Annotated in this window: 13 protein-coding genes, 1 other RNA gene and 2 pseudogenes; all 16 read right to left on the reverse strand. The window is 66.2% G+C overall.

The window, feature by feature from the left end:
• Positions 1–6 precede the first annotated feature (6 nt).
• The 16 genes and pseudogenes from murB to LRS09_RS00575 all read right to left on the reverse strand — a co-directional run bounded on the left by murB (position 7) and on the right by LRS09_RS00575 (position 17,137).
• Positions 7–966 carry a UDP-N-acetylmuramate dehydrogenase gene (gene murB, locus LRS09_RS00500; RefSeq protein ID WP_257803603.1) on the reverse strand — a complete coding sequence of 320 codons (960 nt, stop codon included), beginning with the start codon at positions 964–966 and terminating at the stop codon, positions 7–9.
• On the reverse strand, positions 967–2,385 hold the full coding sequence (gene murC, locus LRS09_RS00505) for a UDP-N-acetylmuramate--L-alanine ligase (RefSeq protein ID WP_257803604.1): 1,419 nt from the start codon (positions 2,383–2,385) through the stop codon (positions 967–969). It abuts the gene before it with no gap.
• A pseudogene (gene murG, locus LRS09_RS00510) lies at positions 2,382–3,508 on the reverse strand (undecaprenyldiphospho-muramoylpentapeptide beta-N-acetylglucosaminyltransferase). Before murG ends, murC begins: the two are co-directional and overlap by 4 nt.
• Before the next feature lie 3 nt (positions 3,509–3,511).
• A complete protein-coding gene (gene ftsW, locus LRS09_RS00515; protein WP_257803605.1) occupies positions 3,512–4,663 on the reverse strand; it encodes a putative lipid II flippase FtsW in 1,152 nt (383 codons plus the stop codon).
• The gene (gene murD / locus LRS09_RS00520; RefSeq protein ID WP_257803608.1) at positions 4,663–6,063 is read right to left on the reverse strand and encodes a UDP-N-acetylmuramoyl-L-alanine--D-glutamate ligase; all 1,401 of its coding nucleotides are present in this window, start codon (positions 6,061–6,063) and stop codon (positions 4,663–4,665) included. The genes ftsW and murD overlap by 1 nt, the downstream gene beginning before the upstream one ends.
• Positions 6,063–7,145, reverse strand: coding sequence for a phospho-N-acetylmuramoyl-pentapeptide-transferase (mraY, locus tag LRS09_RS00525; protein ID WP_257803609.1), 1,083 nt, complete (start codon positions 7,143–7,145; stop codon positions 6,063–6,065). The genes murD and mraY overlap by 1 nt, the downstream gene beginning before the upstream one ends.
• 26 nt (positions 7,146–7,171) lie before the next feature.
• A pseudogene (locus LRS09_RS00530) lies at positions 7,172–8,595 on the reverse strand (UDP-N-acetylmuramoylalanyl-D-glutamyl-2,6-diaminopimelate--D-alanyl-D-alanine ligase).
• Positions 8,592–10,046 carry a UDP-N-acetylmuramoyl-L-alanyl-D-glutamate--2,6-diaminopimelate ligase gene (locus tag LRS09_RS00535; RefSeq protein WP_257810091.1) on the reverse strand — a complete coding sequence of 485 codons (1,455 nt, stop codon included), beginning with the start codon at positions 10,044–10,046 and terminating at the stop codon, positions 8,592–8,594. Before LRS09_RS00535 ends, LRS09_RS00530 begins: the two are co-directional and overlap by 4 nt.
• 42 nt (positions 10,047–10,088) lie before the next feature.
• Positions 10,089–11,810, reverse strand: a complete 1,722-nt coding sequence (locus LRS09_RS00540) for a penicillin-binding protein 2 (protein WP_257803610.1) — start codon at positions 11,808–11,810, stop codon at positions 10,089–10,091.
• A complete protein-coding gene (locus LRS09_RS00545) occupies positions 11,810–12,148 on the reverse strand; it encodes a hypothetical protein (protein ID WP_257803611.1) in 339 nt (112 codons plus the stop codon). The genes LRS09_RS00540 and LRS09_RS00545 overlap by 1 nt, the downstream gene beginning before the upstream one ends.
• Positions 12,149–12,191: 43 nt before the next feature.
• Positions 12,192–13,208 carry a 16S rRNA (cytosine(1402)-N(4))-methyltransferase RsmH gene (rsmH, locus tag LRS09_RS00550; RefSeq protein WP_257803613.1) on the reverse strand — a complete coding sequence of 339 codons (1,017 nt, stop codon included), beginning with the start codon at positions 13,206–13,208 and terminating at the stop codon, positions 12,192–12,194.
• Positions 13,205–13,669, reverse strand: a complete 465-nt coding sequence (gene mraZ, locus LRS09_RS00555; protein ID WP_257803615.1) for a division/cell wall cluster transcriptional repressor MraZ — start codon at positions 13,667–13,669, stop codon at positions 13,205–13,207. Before mraZ ends, rsmH begins: the two co-directional genes overlap by 4 nt.
• A 566-nt stretch (positions 13,670–14,235) precedes the next feature.
• Positions 14,236–14,636: RNase P RNA component class A (gene rnpB / locus LRS09_RS00560), an RNA gene on the reverse strand.
• Between the two features lie 74 nt (positions 14,637–14,710).
• Positions 14,711–15,472, reverse strand: a complete 762-nt coding sequence (locus LRS09_RS00565) for a lytic transglycosylase domain-containing protein (protein ID WP_257803616.1) — start codon at positions 15,470–15,472, stop codon at positions 14,711–14,713.
• A 190-nt stretch (positions 15,473–15,662) separates the two neighbouring features.
• Complete coding sequence (locus LRS09_RS00570) at positions 15,663–16,430, reverse strand: N-acetylmuramoyl-L-alanine amidase (protein WP_257803618.1); 768 nt, start codon at positions 16,428–16,430, stop codon at positions 15,663–15,665.
• Positions 16,427–17,137 (reverse strand): DnaJ family molecular chaperone, encoded by a 711-nt coding sequence (locus tag LRS09_RS00575; RefSeq protein WP_257803619.1) that lies wholly within the window; start codon positions 17,135–17,137, stop codon positions 16,427–16,429. The genes LRS09_RS00570 and LRS09_RS00575 overlap by 4 nt, the downstream gene beginning before the upstream one ends.
• Positions 17,138–17,252: the final 115 nt, after the last annotated feature.

A 17,252-nucleotide genomic window follows, 5' to 3' on the forward strand; every position in this document is an offset into this window, starting at 1 on the left:
GGCCCCTTAGAGCAACTGTCCCAGAAACTCGTCCACTTCCTTGCCTTGCTTGAAGTTTCCGAGCCGCTTGATTTCCCATTCGAGCCGGATGCCGGAGGTCTCCAGCACCTTGGCCCGCACAGTCTCGCCGAGGAATTCGAGGTCGTAGCCGGTCGCCGTGCCGGTGTTGATCATGAAGTTGCAGTGCATCGGCGACATCTGCGCGCCACCGATCATCAGGCCGCGGCAGCCGGCCTTGTCGATCTCCTTCCAGGCCGACGTGCCCGGCGGGTTCTTGAAGGTCGAGCCGCCGGTCTTCTCGCGGATCGGCTGCACCGTCTCGCGATGATGCTGCACGGCGTCCATCGCCGCTTTGATCGCATCGCGATCCTCGGGAACGCCCTCGAAGATCGCCGAAGTGAAAATCAGGTCCTTCGGCGCGGAAGAGTGGCGGTAGGAATAGCCCATCTGCTCGTTGGAGAGCACGTGCAGTTCGCCCTTGCGGTCGAGTGCCCTTACCTCGACGACGCGCTCGCGCGTCTCGACGCCGTTGGCGCCCGCATTCATGCGCAGCGCCCCGCCGATCGCGCCGGGAATGCCGTGGTAGAAGTGGAAGCCGCCGATGCCGGCCTCAAGGGCCAGTGCGGCGACGCGCTTGTCGGGACAGGCAGCACCAGCGCGGATGCGTGTCGGCGAGATCACCTCGGCCTCGCCGAAGCCCTTCGCCGACAGCCGCACGACGAATCCGGGAATGCCGCCGTCGCGCACCAGCAGGTTCGAGCCAATGCCGACCACCATCACCGGCACATCCTCCGGCACCGCCTTGAGGAAGGCGGCGAGGTCGTCCTCGTCCGCCGGCTGGAACAGAGCTTCCGCCAGCCCGCCGGCGCGGAACCAGGTGATATTGTCCATCTCCGCGTCCGGGGTGATCCGGCCGCGCAGGCCCTCCAGCCGCCCTTCGAGACGCTTCAGGAGGTCGGGTACCACTCATGCAGGCCCTCCGTCGCCGCCAGCCGCCAGTTCCTTCGGCAGCGCATAGGCCCACTGGGTGATGTTGCCCGCGCCGAGGAAGACGACGAAGTCGCCCGGCTTCGCCAGTTCGCGCACGATCGGCGCGACGGCAGCGGCACCATCGATATAGCGCGCGTCGCGGTGGCCGCCGGAACGGATGCGCGCGGTCAGCGCATCGGAGCTTACGCCTTCGATCGGATCCTCGCCTGCCGGATAAACCGGCGCGAGCAGCACCGTGTCGGCATCGTTGAAGCAGGAGGCGAATTCGTCGAACAGATCGCGCAGGCGGGTATAGCGGTGCGGCTGCGCGATCGCGATGACGCGGCCCTTGGTCGATTCGCGCGCGGCCTTGAGCACTGCGCGGATCTCGACCGGGTGGTGACCGTAGTCGTCGAACACCTCGACGCCATGCCACGAGCCCGTATGGGTGAAGCGCCGCTTGACGCCGCCGAAGGAGGCGATGCCAGCACGGATCGCGCGGTCGGCGATGCCGAGCTCATGCGCCACCGCGATCGCCGCGGTCGCGTTCGAGACGTTGTGCCGGCCGGGCATCGGCAGGCGCAGACCGTCGATCGCGACGATCTCGCCGGTCTTGCGGTTGCGGATGGTGACGTCGAACAGCGACGCGGCGCCGTCCATGCGATGGTTGCGAAATCGCACGTCGGCCTGCGGGTTTTCGCCATAGGTGACGACGCGGCGGTCCTCGATGCGCGAGACCAGCGACTGCACCTCGGGATGGTCGATGCACATGACGCCGAAGCCGTAGAACGGCACGTTCTCGACGAAGAGGCGGAATGCCTCCTTGACCTTGTCGAAGGTGCCGTAGTGGTCGAGGTGCTCGGGGTCGATGTTGGTCACGACCGCGATGTCGGCCGGCAGCTTGAGGAAGGTGCCGTCGCTCTCGTCGGCCTCCACCACCATCCAGTCGCCCTCGCCCATGCGCGCATTGGTGCCGTAGGCGTTGATGATGCCGCCGTTGACGACCGTCGGGTCGAGCCCGCCGGCTTCCAGCAGGGTCGCGACCATCGAGGTGGTCGTGGTCTTGCCATGCGTGCCGCCGATGGCAATCGCCTGGCGGAAGCGCATCAGCTCGGCCAGCATCTCTGCGCGGCGCACGATCGGCAGCAGCTTTTCGCGCGCCGCCGCGAGCTCCGGATTGGATTTCTTGATCGCGGTCGAGACGACAACCACCTCGGCCTTGCCGAGGTTCTCGGCCTTGTGGCCGACGAAGCACGGGATGCCCTTGTCGCGCAGGCGCTGGACGTTGGCGCTGTCGGCCTGGTCGGAGCCCTGCACCTGGTAGCCGAGATTGTGCAGCACCTCGGCGATGCCGCTCATGCCGATGCCGCCGATGCCGATGAAATGCACGAGGCCGATGGTCTGCGGCATCTTCATGCGCCGACACCTCCCTTGATCGCCTGGATGGTCTTGCCGGAGGCAATAGCCTCTGTGAGGTCCGCGAGCAACATCGTGGCCTGCGGCTTGCCGGCAGACTTTGCGTAAGCCGCCATGTCCTCGCAAGCCTTCTCATCGTTCATGCAGTCAGCGAGAACGCCGGCGATAACTTCGGGTGTGGCCGCCGATTGGTATAGCACTTTCGCTCCGCCGGCCTCTGCCAGCGCCGCAGCGTTTGCGGCCTGATCGTGGTCCAACGCGTAAGGATATGGCACCAGTATAGCAGGGCGCCCAATGGCTGAAATCTCGGCCACCGTGGAGGCGCCGGAACGCGAGATAACAAGTTGCGCCTTCGCCATACGCTCGGCCATGTCGGTGAAGAACGGCGCTATCTCAGCCGGAACGCCAAGCTTCTCGTAGGCAGCGCGCACTGCGGCTTCATCTTCCTTGCGTGCCTGCTGAACAACACGCAGTCGTTTGCGCAGCATTTCGTGCAGTTCAGCAATTGCTGCGGGAATGGCTTCCGAGAAGAACTGGGCGCCTTGGCTGCCACCGAAGACAAGTAGGTTAAACTCACCGATCTCACCCCAAGTCTTGTAATCGACCTTGGCCGCCTTGATGATCGCTGGCCGCACCGGGTTGCCCGTGACGACGATCTTGGCTTCCTGGGGGCCGGAGGGCGTCAGAAAACCACCGGCGATGGCCGTGACGCGCCGCGCCAGCGCCTTGTTGGCCCGGCCCATCACCGCGTTCTGTTCGTGGATCAGCGTCGGCACGTTTCGGCGCGTCGCGGCGTAAAGCGGCGGCAGGGTCGGATAGCCGCCGAAGCCGACGACCGCCTTCGGTTTGATCTGCGCGATCACGGCCGAGGCCTGCCGCACGCCCTGCCAGATGCGCCAGAAGGTGCGCGCCAGCGCGACCGGGTTTTTCGAGCCGAACGTTGCCGAGCGGATCGGATGGATCGCGCTGGCAGGGAACGTTCCGGCATAGCGCTCGGCCCGGTCGTCGGTCGCCAGATGCACCTCCCAGCCGCGCGCCGTCAGCTCGTGCGCCAGCGCCTCGGCCGGGAAAAGATGTCCGCCGGTGTCACGCCGGCGGCAAGCAGGATAACACCCTTCGACATCGGCTACTCGGCCGGCATCATGCGGCTGTCGAAGGCGCCGAAGCTGGAGCGCCGCGTCTCGGGCCGCTTGCGGGTCAGCGCCAGCACCATGCCCATCGAGAGCGCCATCGCCACCAGCGAGGAGCCGCCATAGGAGATGAACGGCAGCGTCATGCCCTTGGCCGGCATCAGGTGCAGGTTGACGCTCATGTTGATGATCGACTGAAGGCCGAACTGGATGACGAGGCCGGCGACCGCGAAGCGGGTGAAGTCGTCATATTCGCGCAGCGCGATCTTGAGGCCCCGGAGCACGATGAAGGCAAAGAGCGCGACCAGCAGGAAGCACAGCACCAGGCCGAACTCCTCCGCCGCGACCGAGAAGATGAAGTCGGTGTGGCTGTCGGGCAGGATGCGCTTCGACACGCCCTCGCCTGGCCCGCGGCCGAACCAGCCGCCGCTGATCATCGCGTCGCGCGCCATGTCGGTCTGGAACGTGTCGCCCTCGCCCGTCAGGAAGCGGTCGATACGGCCGGCGACGTGCGGGAAGACGGTGTAGGCCAAGAATGCGCCACCCGCGCCGAGCGCGCCGAGCACGATGATCCAGATCCAGGCCATGCCTGCCATGAAGAACATCACACCCCAGGTGCCGACGATGAGCATAGTCTGGCCGAGGTCCGGCTGGGCGACCAGCAGCGTCACCACGACGCCGAGCAGGATCATGGCGAACAGGTTGCCGGGGATATCCGGCTGGCGCGCGTGTTCGGCGAACAGCCAGGCGCAGATGACGACGAAGGCCGGCTTCAGGAACTCAGACGGCTGCAGCGAGATGCCGGCGAGCGACACCCAGCGGCGCGAGCCCTTGATCTCGACGCCGATGAACAGCGCCAGCACCATCAGCACGATCGAGGCGACCAGCAGCAGGATTGCGAGCCGCCTGATTTGGCGCGGCTCTAGGAAGGATACCCCGAGCATCACCGCCAGTGCCGGCAGCATGAAGACGATCTGGCGGGTGACGAAGTGGTATTCCTCGAGCCCGATGCGCTCGGCAACCGCCGGGCTCGCCGCGAAGGAGAGCACGATGCCCAGCACCATCAGGGCCAGGAAGGCCGACAGGAACCAGCGGTCGATCGTCCACCACCAGTTGGAAACTAATCCGCGATCGGTGCGGCTGGTCATCAGCGTGTCCCTCCGATGGGCTCTATGCCGTCGAGCGCCAGCACGGCGGCGCGGAACGCATCGCCCCTGACCTCGAAATTCTTGAACTGGTCGAAGCTCGCGCAGGCGGGTGAGAGAAGCACCACCACGTCGCCGGCCTCGTCCTTCGCGGCGTCCGCCGCGGCGTGCTCCACGGCCGCCGCGAGCGTGCCTGAGATCTCGTAGGGCACTGCTTCGCCCAGCGTGGCGGAGAAGGCGGGCGCCGCCTCGCCGATCAGATAGGCACGCGCAATGCGCGGGAAGAAGGAGCGCAAAGGCTCGATGCCGCCCTCCTTGGGCAGGCCGCCGGCGATCCAGTAGATGCGCGGGAAGCTCGACAGCGCGGGAGCCGCCGCATCGGCATTGGTCGCCTTGGAATCGTTGACGAAGAGCACGTTGCCCTTGCGGCCGATCTGCTCCATGCGATGCGCGAGGCCGGGAAAGCTGTCGAGCCCGTGCTGGATGTCCTTCAGGTCGAGCCCGACCCTGAGACAGGCCGCGACCGCGGCGAGCGCGTTCTGCGCATTGTGCTGGCCACGCAGCGAGCCGATGTCCTCAAGCGTCGCGATCTGGGTGATCCGGCCGCCCTGTGCCCTCAGCAGCGCGAAGCCGTCGGCGAAGTAGCCGTCGGTAACGGCGAGCCGCTTGGAGATGCGGATCACGTCGTGGCCCGCCCGCTCGAGCCGGTCGGCGACCTGGGCGCAGTAGATGTCGTCGACGCCGATGATCGCTGTCTCGCTGCCCGCCACCAGCCGTTCCTTGATCGCAGCGTAGTGCTGCATCGTGCCGTGCCGGTCGAGATGGTCCGGCGTCAGGTTGAGCAGCAGGCCCGCGGTCGGGTTGACCGACGGCGCGAGGTCGATCTGGTAGGACGAGCACTCGACCACGTAGTGCCGGTCGGGCGTCGGCGGATCGAGCGTCATCACGGCGCGGCCGATATTTCCGCCCATCTGCGTGTCGCGCCCGGCCGAGGAGAGCATGTGCGCGGTCAGCGCCGTGGTCGTGGACTTGCCGTTGGTGCCGGTGATGGCGATGAACGGCGCGTCGGGCGAGGCGCGGCGGCGCTCTCGGGCGAAGAGCTCGATGTCGCCGATGACTTCCACGCCGGCACCGCGCGCCAGGTCCACCGTCCAGTGCGGCTTCGGATGGGTCAGCGGCACGCCGGGCGACAGGACGAAGGAGGCGAAGCCGGACCAGTCCACCTGCCTGAGATCGACCGTCGAAATGCCTTGGGCACCGGCCTTGGTCACGCTTTCGGGATTGTCGTCCCACGCAGTGACGTCCGCCCCGCCGTCGATCAGCGCGCGCGCGGTGGCGATGCCCGAGCCGCCGAGCCCGAACAGCGCGACCTTCTTGCCGGAGAGGGAGGTGGCCGGGATCATCAGCGCAGCTTCAGGGTCGAGAGGCCGATGAGGGCCAGGATGACGGCGATGATCCAGAAGCGGATCACGATCTGGCTCTCGGTCCAGCCGAGCTTCTCGAAATGGTGATGGATCGGTGCCATCAGGAAGACGCGCCGGCCGGTCATCTTGAAATACCCGACCTGGATGATCACCGACATCGCCTCCATGACGAACAGGCCGCCGATGATGGCGAGCACGATCTCGTGCTTGGTGGCCACGGCGATCGAGCCGATCAGGCCGCCGAGAGCGAGCGAACCCGTGTCGCCCATGAAGATCGCCGCAGGCGGAGCGTTGAACCAGAGGAAGCCGAGGCCCGCGCCAATCACCGCTCCGAGCACCACGGCGAGTTCGCCCGTGCCCGGCGTGAAATGGATCTGCAGGTAGTCGGCGAAGACCGCGTTGCCGGCGAGATAGGCGATGACACCGAACGAGGCGGCCGCAATCATCACCGGCACGATGGCAAGCCCATCGAGGCCGTCGGTCAGGTTCACGGCATTGCCCGCGCCGACCATGACGACGGCGCCGAAGGGAATGAAGAACCAGCCGAGATTGACGATGAAGTCCTTCACGAAGGGAAAGGTCAGCGACGAGGAGAACGGCGCGGTGCCCGCCCGCATGATCACATAGGCGGCGATGCCGGCGACGGTGAACTCGATCGCGAGGCGCACCCGGCCGGAGACGCCGAGATGCGACTGCTTCGTCACCTTCATGTAGTCGTCGTAGAAGCCGATCGCGCCGAACGAGATCGTCACGAAGAGCACCACCCAGACATAGACGCTGGCGAGATTGGCCCACAAAAGCGTCGAGCCGATGATGCCGCTCATGATCATCAACCCGCCCATGGTCGGTGTGCCGGCCTTCTTGAAATGGGTCTGCGGGCCGTCGGCGCGGATCGGCTGGCCCTTGCCCTGCCGGATGCGCAGCGAGTTGATGATCGTCGGACCGAACATGAACACGATCAGCGCCGACGTGATCAGCGCTCCTCCCACGCGGAAGGTGATGTAGCGGAAGACGTTGAACGCCGAGATCTGGTCGGCGAAACCAACGAGAAACGTGAGCATGCGGTTCGCCCCCCAACGGACGGAATTCAGGCGCGTCTCTGGCTCTCGCCTTCGACAGGAAAATTCTTGATCAGCGCATCGACCAGCTTGGAAAAGCCGATGCCCTTGGATGACTTGACGACCACGACGTCGCCGGGCCGGAGCGCGGACAGCACGATCGGCTTCAGTTCGTCGACATTGGCCGCATGCGCGCCCAGCCGCTCCGGCGGCAGCCTTGCGGCGAGCGCGGCCATTTCCGCGCCGCCGAGGAAGACGAGGTCCGTCGCGGTCGGCGCAATGATGTCGGCAAGCGCGCCGTGCAGCTGCTCGGCATGCGCGCCGAGTTCCAGCATGTCGCCCAGCACCGCGATACGACGGCCGCCCTTGGGCGGCTCCGTCCGGTCAAGCAGATCGATCGCCGCCTTCATGGAGGCAGGATTGGCGTTGTAGCTCTCGTCGATGAGTGTGATGCCGCCGGCCAGGCGGTGCCGTCGCCCGCGTCCCGCTTCGGCCTGAAGCCCGGCGAGCGCCTCCGCGACAGGGGCAAGGCCCGCTCCCACGAGTTTCGCAGCGCCCAGCACGGCAAGCGCGTTCTGGACCATGTGGCGCCCCGGCGCGCCGACCCGTGCAGCGATCCGGTCGCCGCCGATACCGACCGCGATGTCGGAATGATCCGCCGACAACTCGCAGCCGAGCAGGCGCACATGCGCACGCTCCTGCTCGCCGAAGGACACGATATGTGCGACGCCCGCCGCCTTGGCGAGCTTCTCCAGCAGCTGTACTGCGCGTCGTCTCGGTTCAGCAGCGCATAGCCGCCCGGCTCTATCCCCTCGAAGATCTCCGCCTTGGCGCGTGCGATCTCCTCGATCTTGCGGAAATGGCCGAGATGGGCGGCGGCGATCAGCGTGATGATCGCGACATGCGGCCGGACGAGCTTCACCAGCGGACGGATCTCGTCGGGATGGTTCATCCCGATCTCGAAGATCGCGTAGTCGGTGTCTTCCGGCAGCTTGGCGAGCGTCAGCGGGACGCCCCAGTGATTGTTGAACGACTTTTCCGAAGCGTGCACCGAGCCGACCGTCGACAGCACGTGCCGCAACGCTTCCTTGGTCGTCGTCTTGCCGGCCGAGCCGGTCACGGCAATGATCTTTCCCTTGGCCCGGGCGCGCGCGGCGATCGCGAGCTTCACCAGGCCGACAAGCACGTCGTCCACCACGATCATCGGCGTGGTGATGCGTCCGAGCGCCGGCAGCTTTCCTTCCGCGACCACCAGCAGTGCGGCACCGGCCTTGATGGCGGCGGTGGCGAAGTCGTGCCCGTCGAGAGCATCGCCCTTGATGGCAAAGAAGGCTTCGCCCGGCTTCAGCGTGCGGCTGTCGATCGAGATTCCGGTGATGCCCTGCGGCAGCACGCCGATGGGCCGTCCGCCCATCGCCTCGACCATCGCCTGGGCCGTCCAGAGCAGGCTCATGCCGCCCTCCCCGTCAGCGCGACGCGGACTTCGTGATGATCGGAGAAGGGATGCGTGACCGAGCCGACCGTCTGGCCTTCCTCATGCCCCTTGCCGGCGACGATCAGCGTGTCGCCGGCGCCGAGCAGGTCGATCGCATGGCGGATCGCCTCGCGGCGGTCGCCGATCTCGATCGCGCCGGGCGCATTGGCGAGAATCTCGGCGCGGATGGTTGCAGGAACTTCGGAGCGCGGATTGTCATCCGTGACGATGACGATGTCGGCAAGCCGGCTGGCGATGCCGCCCATGATCGGCCGCTTGCCCTTGTCGCGGTCGCCGCCGCAGCCGAACACGACCACCACCTTGCCGGTGGTGAACGGCCGCACCGACAGGAGCACGTTCTCCAGCGCCTCGGGCTTGTGCGCATAGTCGACATAGACCGGCGCGCCGCTTCGCGTGGTGCCGACGAGGTCGAGCCGCCCGGGCGCGCCCTTGAGATGCTCGAGTGCTGCGAGTGCTGTCTCGGCCTTGACGCCGGTCGCCATGGCGAGGCCGGCGGCAACGAGCGCGTTCGACATCTGGAAATCGCCGGCAAGCGGCAGGTCGACCTCGTAGAGTGCGCCGGAGAATTCGATCTCGGCGCGCTGGCGATGGCGCTCATGCTCCAGGCGCTTGAGGCGCAGGAAATCGCCCTTGCGCCCGACCGTGAGCACGATCCGGCCGGCCTTGTTCGCCGCCGCGACCGTCGGCTCGGACCAAGCGTCGTCGGCGAAGATCACCGCCGGCGCGCCCTTGGGCAGCAGCGTGTCGAACAGGCGCAGCTTGGCGCGGTGATAGTCCTCGACCGTCGGATGATAATCCATGTGGTCGCGGCCGAGATTGGTGAAGCCGGCGGCCGACAGCTTCACGCCGTCAAGACGGCGCTGGTCGAGCCCATGGCTGGAGGCTTCCATCGCGGCGTGGGTGACGCCCACGTCTGCCAGTTCCCTGAGCAGGAGGTGCAGCGCGACGGGATCGGGCGTGGTCAGCGTGCCGTAGTCGTCGCGGCCGGGCGCCACGACGCCCGTCGTGCCGATGCTGGCCGCCTGGAGCCCGGCATGCGCCCAGATCTGGCGTAGGAAGGAGACGACCGAGGTCTTGCCGCTCGTGCCGGTGACCGCGGCCATCGTCGCCGGCTGCGCGCCGTAGAAGCGCGCGGCGGCGAGCGCGAGCGTGTGCCTTGGATCGTCTACCCGCAGGATCGGAATCGGGAGATCGCCGAGCGCGGCGTTGCGCGCGGCGATGATGGCCGATGCGCCCTTCGCCACCGCGTCAGCGGCATAGGACGCGCCGTCAGCCTTCGTTCCAGTCAGGGCGGCAAAGAGGAATCCGGGCGCGACGCCACGGGAATCAGCGGTCAGCCCAAGCACTTCGACGGACGCGGTCGACCCGTCGCCCAGCGGCAGAATTCCGGCAAAATCCTTCAGATGCATCAAATGCCTGTTCAAGAAACGTTGCCCCCGATCCCCCGGGAATCACTGTGAAGAAACAAGCAACGCCTCATTTGTTTGACCGAATTCGGGCTTCACGCCAAGCAGTGACGCCGAGCGGCGGATGATGTTGGAGACGATCGGGGCCGCGTTGAGGCCTGCTGTGGCGCCCATGCCGGGCTTTTCCGGCTTCGGCTCGTCCACGATCGACAGCACGATGTATTGCGGATCGTCCATCGGGAACGCCGCGACGAAGGCGTTGAAGCGGACGTTTGTCGAGTAGCGTCCGTTGACCACCTTCTCGGCGGTGCCCGTCTTGCCGCCGACCCGATAGCCGGGAACGGTGGCGCGCTTGCCCGAGCCGCCCGGGGCGGTCGCGTTCAGGAGATAGAGATAGCGCATGTCGGCGGAAGTCTTGTCGTTCACCACCTTGGTGGCGCCGGCCTTGGCCTGTTCCTCCGTCCGCGGCAGGAGGGTCGGGTTCATCAGGTAGCCGCCGTTCATCAGCGCGGCCGCGCCGACGGCGGTCTGCAGCGGCGTGGTGGAGAAGCCGTGCCCGAACGCCGCCGTGATCGAATGCACCTTCTTCCAGACCTTCGGCTCGGACGGCCTGGCGACCTCGGGCAGCTCGATCGTCATGCGGTCGAGCAGGCCCATGCGGTGAAGGAACTCGCGGTGTCCCTCGACACCGACCACGTCGGCCTCGCGCGCGGAGCCGATGTTGGAGGAGTAAATGAACACTTCCGGCACGGTGAGAACCCTGCCCTTGCCGTGGAAGTCGCGGATCGTCTGCCGGCCGATGGTGATAGGGCGCGTCGCGTCGAAGCGGCTCTGCAGGTTCACCTTGCCGGAATCGAGCGCCATCGCGGTCGTGAAGCTCTTGATGGTCGAGCCCATCTCGAACGTGCCCGCCGTCATGCGATTGAACTTGTCCTTGTCGTGCGCGCCGACCGGATTGTTTGGGTTGAAGTCCGGCACCGAGGCCATCGCGACGATCTCGCCGGTCTTGGCGTTGAGCACGACCGCGCCGGCCGCGATCGCATGGTAGCGATCCAGCGCATTCTTCACCTCGTCCCGGACGATGTGCTGCACGCGGATATCGAGCGTGGTGCGGAAGGGAGCGAGGTTGCCCGACGTGGCGAGCCCGAGCTCGCGCAGGTCGGCAAGCCCCTGGCTGTCGATGTATTTCTCCAGTCCCGCAATGCCCTGGTTGTCAATGTTGACGAGGCCGAGGATATGCGAGGCGGTTTCTCCGCCGGGGTAGAACCGCCTTGTCTCGGTGCGGAAGCCGATGCCCGGCAGGCCCAGCGCCATGATGTCCGCCTGCTGCTTCGGCGAAAGCTGTCGCTTCAGCCAGACGAAGCCGGAACCGCTCTTCAGCTTGTTGTAGGTCTGCTCCGGCTCTAGGTCCGGCAGGACGGTGGAGAGAAGCTCCAGCGTCTCGTCCGGGTCGATGATGTTCTTCGGCTCGGCATAGAGCGACGCGGTCTTGATGTCGGTCGCGAGCACCTCGCCGTTGCGGTCGACGATGTCGGGGCGCGCGGCGAGGCCGCGCACGGACGGCGCCACGGTCGCGCCGGGCTCCTGCAGCCCGAGATAGACGAGGCGGCCGGCGATCACGCCGTAGATGCCGAAGAAGATCGCCATCGTCATCAGCACGCGGTTCTTCGTCCGTCCGCCGGCCTTGCGGCGTGCATCGACCACGATCGAACCGGCGGAAGCCACTGGCGCGGCGGCAGGCTTGGAGGCCAAGAGACGCTTGATCATCACCTTACGACTCCGCCCGTGGTTACTTTGTCTGTCTTGCCTTCCGCCATGCCGTCGACGCGGGTGGACGGTATGATCTCCATCTCGACCGGCTTGGCGGGCAGGTCATCCACACCCACCACCTGATGCGCGTCGAGCGGCGCGAGCTGCAGCTCGTCCTGATAGATCTCGGTAAGCTTCTGCAGGCGTGCCGGCTGCGTGAGCAGGCTCCAGTCGGCCTTGAGGATCGTCAGCGAATCCTGTTCAAAGCGGATCATCGCCTCGATCTTGCGCACCTCGGAGAGCTGCGCCTCGACCTGGTGCTTGGTGTTGTAGGTGAAGGCGGCCCCCGCCACCATCACCGCGATCAGAACGATATCGGTCGCATGCGGAACACGGCAACTACCTCTCGTCCGGCTGGCGAATGTCGGGAAGATCGGGAAGCCCGAACAGCGAAACATCCTCGCGGCGCGGCGCTGCATCGGTGCGCACCGCGCTGCGCAGCTTGGCGGAACGGGCGCGGGGGTTGCGCTCGGCCTCGACGTCGGACGCGGCGACCACCTGTGCGGGCTTCTCGAACGTCGCCGGGATCAGCTGCGCCTGCGGCAGGTGGCGCGAGCCGCCGCCCTGCGAGGAGCGGTCGGCGAGGAAGCGCTTGACGATGCGATCCTCGAGCGAATGGAAGGTGACGACCGCGAGCCGCCCGCCGGGCCTCAGCGCCCGCTCGGCCGCCATAAGCGCACGCGAAAGCTCGCCGAGCTCGTCGTTCACGTGGATGCGCAGCGCCTGGAAGACGCGCGTCGCCGGATGGATGCGATCCTTCGGATTGCGCCCGACGAGGGTCTCGATTGCCTGCGCCAGGTCGAGCGTCGTCGCGAACGGCTTCGACGCCCGCCGCTTTTCGATCATGCGGGCGATGCGGCCGGCATGCCGCTCCTCGCCGAGGAAGCCGAACACGCGGGCGAGGTCGCCCGGCTTGTAGGTGTTGACCACATCAGCGGCGGTTACGCCGCGCTGCGCCATGCGCATGTCGAGCGGGCCGTCGTGACGGAACGAGAAGCCGCGCTCGGCCTCATCGATCTGCATCGAGGATACGCCGATGTCGAGCACGACGGCATCCACCGGCTGGCCCGCATGTTCGTCGAGGCGCGAGAACGGCCCGTGCACCAGCCTGAGCCGCCCGGCCGAGGCGGCCTCAAGCGCGCGGCCGTCGGCGATCGCGTTGGGATCGCGGTCGATCGCCACAACGTCGGCGCCGGCATCGAGGATGGCTCTGGTGTAACTGCCCGCGCCGAAGGTTCCGTCGACCACGAGCATACGTGGGCCAGCCTGGAGCGCTGCCAGCACCTCGTCGAGAAGCACCGGAATGTGGCGGACCGGTCCGCCACCGGCGTCGGAAACGCCGGGGTCCGCCATCATTCCGAGGCTCCGGGCGAGCCCGCCTGCGCGGCCTGCCGAAGAGAGGTGAGCCGGGCCCTTACCTGTGCCAGATGCTGGCGCATGCGCTCCGGCTCCCAGATCTGAAAGAACTGTCCGCGCCCGAGGAAGCCGACCTCCGAGGTGATCCCCGTATGCTCGCGGATGAAATCGCTCATCGTGATACGCCCGTCCCCGTCCAGCTTCAGGAAGGTCCCTTCCCCGTGCACATAGGCGGACATGTCGTCCGCAGTCCGCAGGAACGGGTTCGTCTGTTCGAGCTGCCGCTCGTAGCGCTCCAGGAGATCCATTCCGCCGACATCCAGCGCCGGCTCGTCCAGCGCCCGCAGAGCGTAGAGCTCGTGATAGCCGCGCTTCGCCGCGAGCGCGCGGAAGGCGCCGGGAACGGAGACCCGTCCCTTGGCATCGATCCTGTTCACCGCGCTCGACAAAAAACGATCCATGCGCCGGTATCGTCCCGCTTCCGTTCATTTCGCCGTCCGCGCCTGCGCGCAGTCCCTCGAGAGCCCCACCGCCGCTCGAAATCAGGACATGCGTTCCACTCCGCGCGGACCCTGCCACCGCGCGTTCGGGACACATGGAACCCGTCACCGAAACGAAGTCTTGATTGCAGCTATGGGATAACATGGGACAGAATGGGCGTCAAAGGGAAATGGCTACTCGAACCGGGCTGCGCACGACCGGAAGACAGCCTCGCCCAAGCTTCCCACGTTTATGAGCGATTAAGGCTAACGAACCGTTAGTGCCCGGATTTCCGGCTCTCGCCGGCCATTGCCGGAGCTACCCGTTCGTCCTTGCCGAATACTTCAATGCGGCCAGCGGCAGCATGCAGTGCGTGATCATAGGGACCCTGAAATAGCTTCGGGGAATCTCTCAAGGCGGTGGCGCAGGTATGGTCGCAGGGCGCGGATTGATCCCGCCAAGCCCTGCCAACGCTGCCGATGTTCAAGGTCGGCGTGACGAGGGGTCACGCCATTGCCTCGAACAGCCGCCGTTCTCCCGCGAAAAAAGCGCCAGCCGGCCTGTAAGCCGGGTTCTGTATGGCCGCGTGTCCTTGCGGACGGCGCGACGCGGTGGCCATTCATCTTCGGCGGCCATTGCTGGACGCCTGACGCAACCCACCCGGACGACTGGGCCGGAAACAGCCCGCGGGTCGCCCCGCGCGTCGTCCCTATTCGGTCTTGCTCCCGGTGGGGTTTGCCGTGCCGCTCCCGTTGCCGGTCGCGCGGTGGGCTCTTACCCCACCCTTTCACCCTTGCCCCGCCCTAAGGCGAGGCGGTCTGCTCTCTGTGGCACTTTCCCTGGGGTCGCCCCCGCCGGCAATTGGCCGGCACCGTGTTTCCATGGAGCCCGGACTTTCCTCGACCGCAGCCTTTCGGCTCTCGCGGTCGCGGCCACCCGGCCGGCTGGCGTTGCGCATAAAGGCGTTCCCCGCGCGAATTGCAAGGCTGCGCGCGGGATTTCCGCCGGCCGGCACTGCGTCATCAACTGCTCAGATGACGCTTCACCTTCGAGCAATAGGCGGCCGACACCGGGTTCATGCGCTTGGCGCCGTGGCCGGCATTGTATTTCAGGATCGTCCCGCAGGTCGTCCCGCCGCCGAGCTTGTGCGCCATACCGAGATATTTCATCCCGTATTTGATGTTGGTCTCGGGATTGTAGAGTCCCTTCAGCGAGCCGGAGTAACCGAGGCCGCGCGCCGTCGACGGCTTGATCTGCATCAGCCCGACCTCGCCGGCGCTGCCGCGGGCGTTGACGCGATAGTTGCTCTCCACGCGGATCACGGCATGAGCGAGCGACACCGGCACGCCGTAGGTCGATGCGTAGCGGGCGATGATGTCGCCGTAGCTGCCCGATGCGCGGCCGCCGGTGACCGTCTCTCCCTTCCGCGCCTTGGCGACAAGTTCGGGCCGCTTGCCGGCCGGGATCGCGCCCGTCGTCTGCCCATCGACCTCGGGTAGGGAGGCCAGGCCGCGATCGTCGAAACTGACAACGGTGCGGCCCTTGCGGTCGGACGCGACCTTCTTCGCGGCGGAAGCCTCCTGATGCGGAACGACTGCCGACATGCGGCCACGCCCCACGGGCGCGCTGGCTACGCCGCGCGTCACTTCACCTTTCCGCGACTTCTCCTTGGCGGAGGCCGCGACCTGAGAGCTCGTATACGAATTTCCCGGCGCCTCCTGGGCAGACACAGCAAAACTCATCATGCTGGCAGCAAAAGCTGCCGCAATGGTCACCTTCATCATGTATTTGTTGTTCTCTTTACAGATATCGGCCTTTGCCTGAGCGCGCCGATATAGTTGAAATTGTCGAAGTCATTTTCGCATACTTCGACGGTTGGACGGCAAGCGATCTCGCAGGCCATTGCGCCGCCAATTGGGTCCGGGAAATAACATTTGAAGACGGAAGGAAATATTCCGACAGAGCCTGGTTTTGCTAACCCAGCGGTAGTTCGGGCAGCTCCCCGACCAGCGCTGTCAGCAAAGCGTGTGTCTCCGCATCCACGACGCCGTCGACCTTGCGGCGACGGAAATGCAGCTGGAACGCCTCGACGACCGTCTTCGTGGGCGCATCGAAACATCCAGTGATTTCAATTCCATAGCCATAAAGGTTGAGCATGGATTGAAGGCATTCCACCCGCGCACCCTCGTCACCTGGTGCGATCGGATCGGCGGCGGCGGCCACAACCACCCCAGGCATATGCCCCACTCCCGCGGCGTGGAGCGTCTCCCAGGGAAACGCCGGGCCTGGGTCGATTTTTCGTCCGGGGGCAACATCGGAATGGGCGAGAATTTGCGCGGCCGGAACGTCGAGACGGGCGGAAATGTCACGGCAGAGCGCGATGACCGCCTCGATCTGGGTGTCGGAAAATGGCGGATGGCCGGCGAGCGGGCCTGGATTGACGACCTCGATGCCGATCGAGCGCGAGTTGATGTCGGTGGCTCCCTGCCAGGAACTTCGGCCGGCATGCCAAGCCCGATCTGCCTCCCGCACCATCTGGACGACGCGTCCGTCCTCATGAACCAGATAGTGGGAGGACACCTCGCTGGCCGGATTGCACAGCCATTCCTCCGCAGCCGCGCCCGTCTCCATGCCGGTGTAATGAAGGATGATCATGTCCGCGCGCGAGACGTCCCGCCGGGGGCCGAAGTTCGGGGAAACCCTCACCTCCGCGCCCACGAAATCGGCGACGAACCCGCTCATACCCGTGCGAGCGTCTGTTCGATCGCCTCGAACGCGACATTGATCGCGGCGAGCCGCCGCGTTGCGATGGCGATGAATTCCTCCGGCATGCCCCGTGCGATCAGCCGGTCGGGATGATTCTGCAATACCAGCGTCCGGTAGCGCCGCCGCACCTCGTCCAGCGACGCCGATGTCGACACGCCGAGCACCTGGTAGGGATTGGCGCCTGTGGCGAGCGTGTGTCGCGCCAGGATGCGCTCGAACTCGCGCTCGCCGAAAGCGAAGATCTCCGCTGTGCGCCTCAGGAATCCGACCTCGCGCTCATGCACGAAACCATCGGCCTTGGCGATGTGGAACAGGCCGTCGAGGATATCCTCCAGCACCTCGGCGCGGTCGGCATCCTCGTTGAAGAGCGCGGCCATTCTCGCCGCATAGGACTCGAAGCCGGCGATGTCCTCCTTTGCGAGATCGTAGAGCCGCGCGACGTTGCGGACCTGCTCCGCCGGGACGGAGAAGATCTGCTGGAAGGCGCGCACCTCGTCCTGGGTGACGATTCCGTCGGCCTTGGCCATCTTGGCCGACAGCGCGATCATGGCGATGGAGAAAGCAACCTTGCGGCGAAGCGCCGGGTCGCCTTCGAACACGGTGCGAAGGGCCTCGATCACGCCCGAAAAGGCTGTGCCCGAAACCCTCGAGACGAAATCGCCAAGGCGCGACCAGATCGACATTGCGCTGCAATACGACGAAACCTCGCCAGAGGCGAGACCTCGTGGCCGCCATGACGGCGACCCAGTGTCGCAAACCCGCCGCATGAAAAAGGGGCCGGGACGAGCCCGGCCCTGT

The organism is Mesorhizobium sp. J428 (assembly GCF_024699925.1).
In the GTDB taxonomy this organism is placed as follows: Bacteria; Pseudomonadota; Alphaproteobacteria; order Rhizobiales; family Rhizobiaceae; genus Mesorhizobium_A.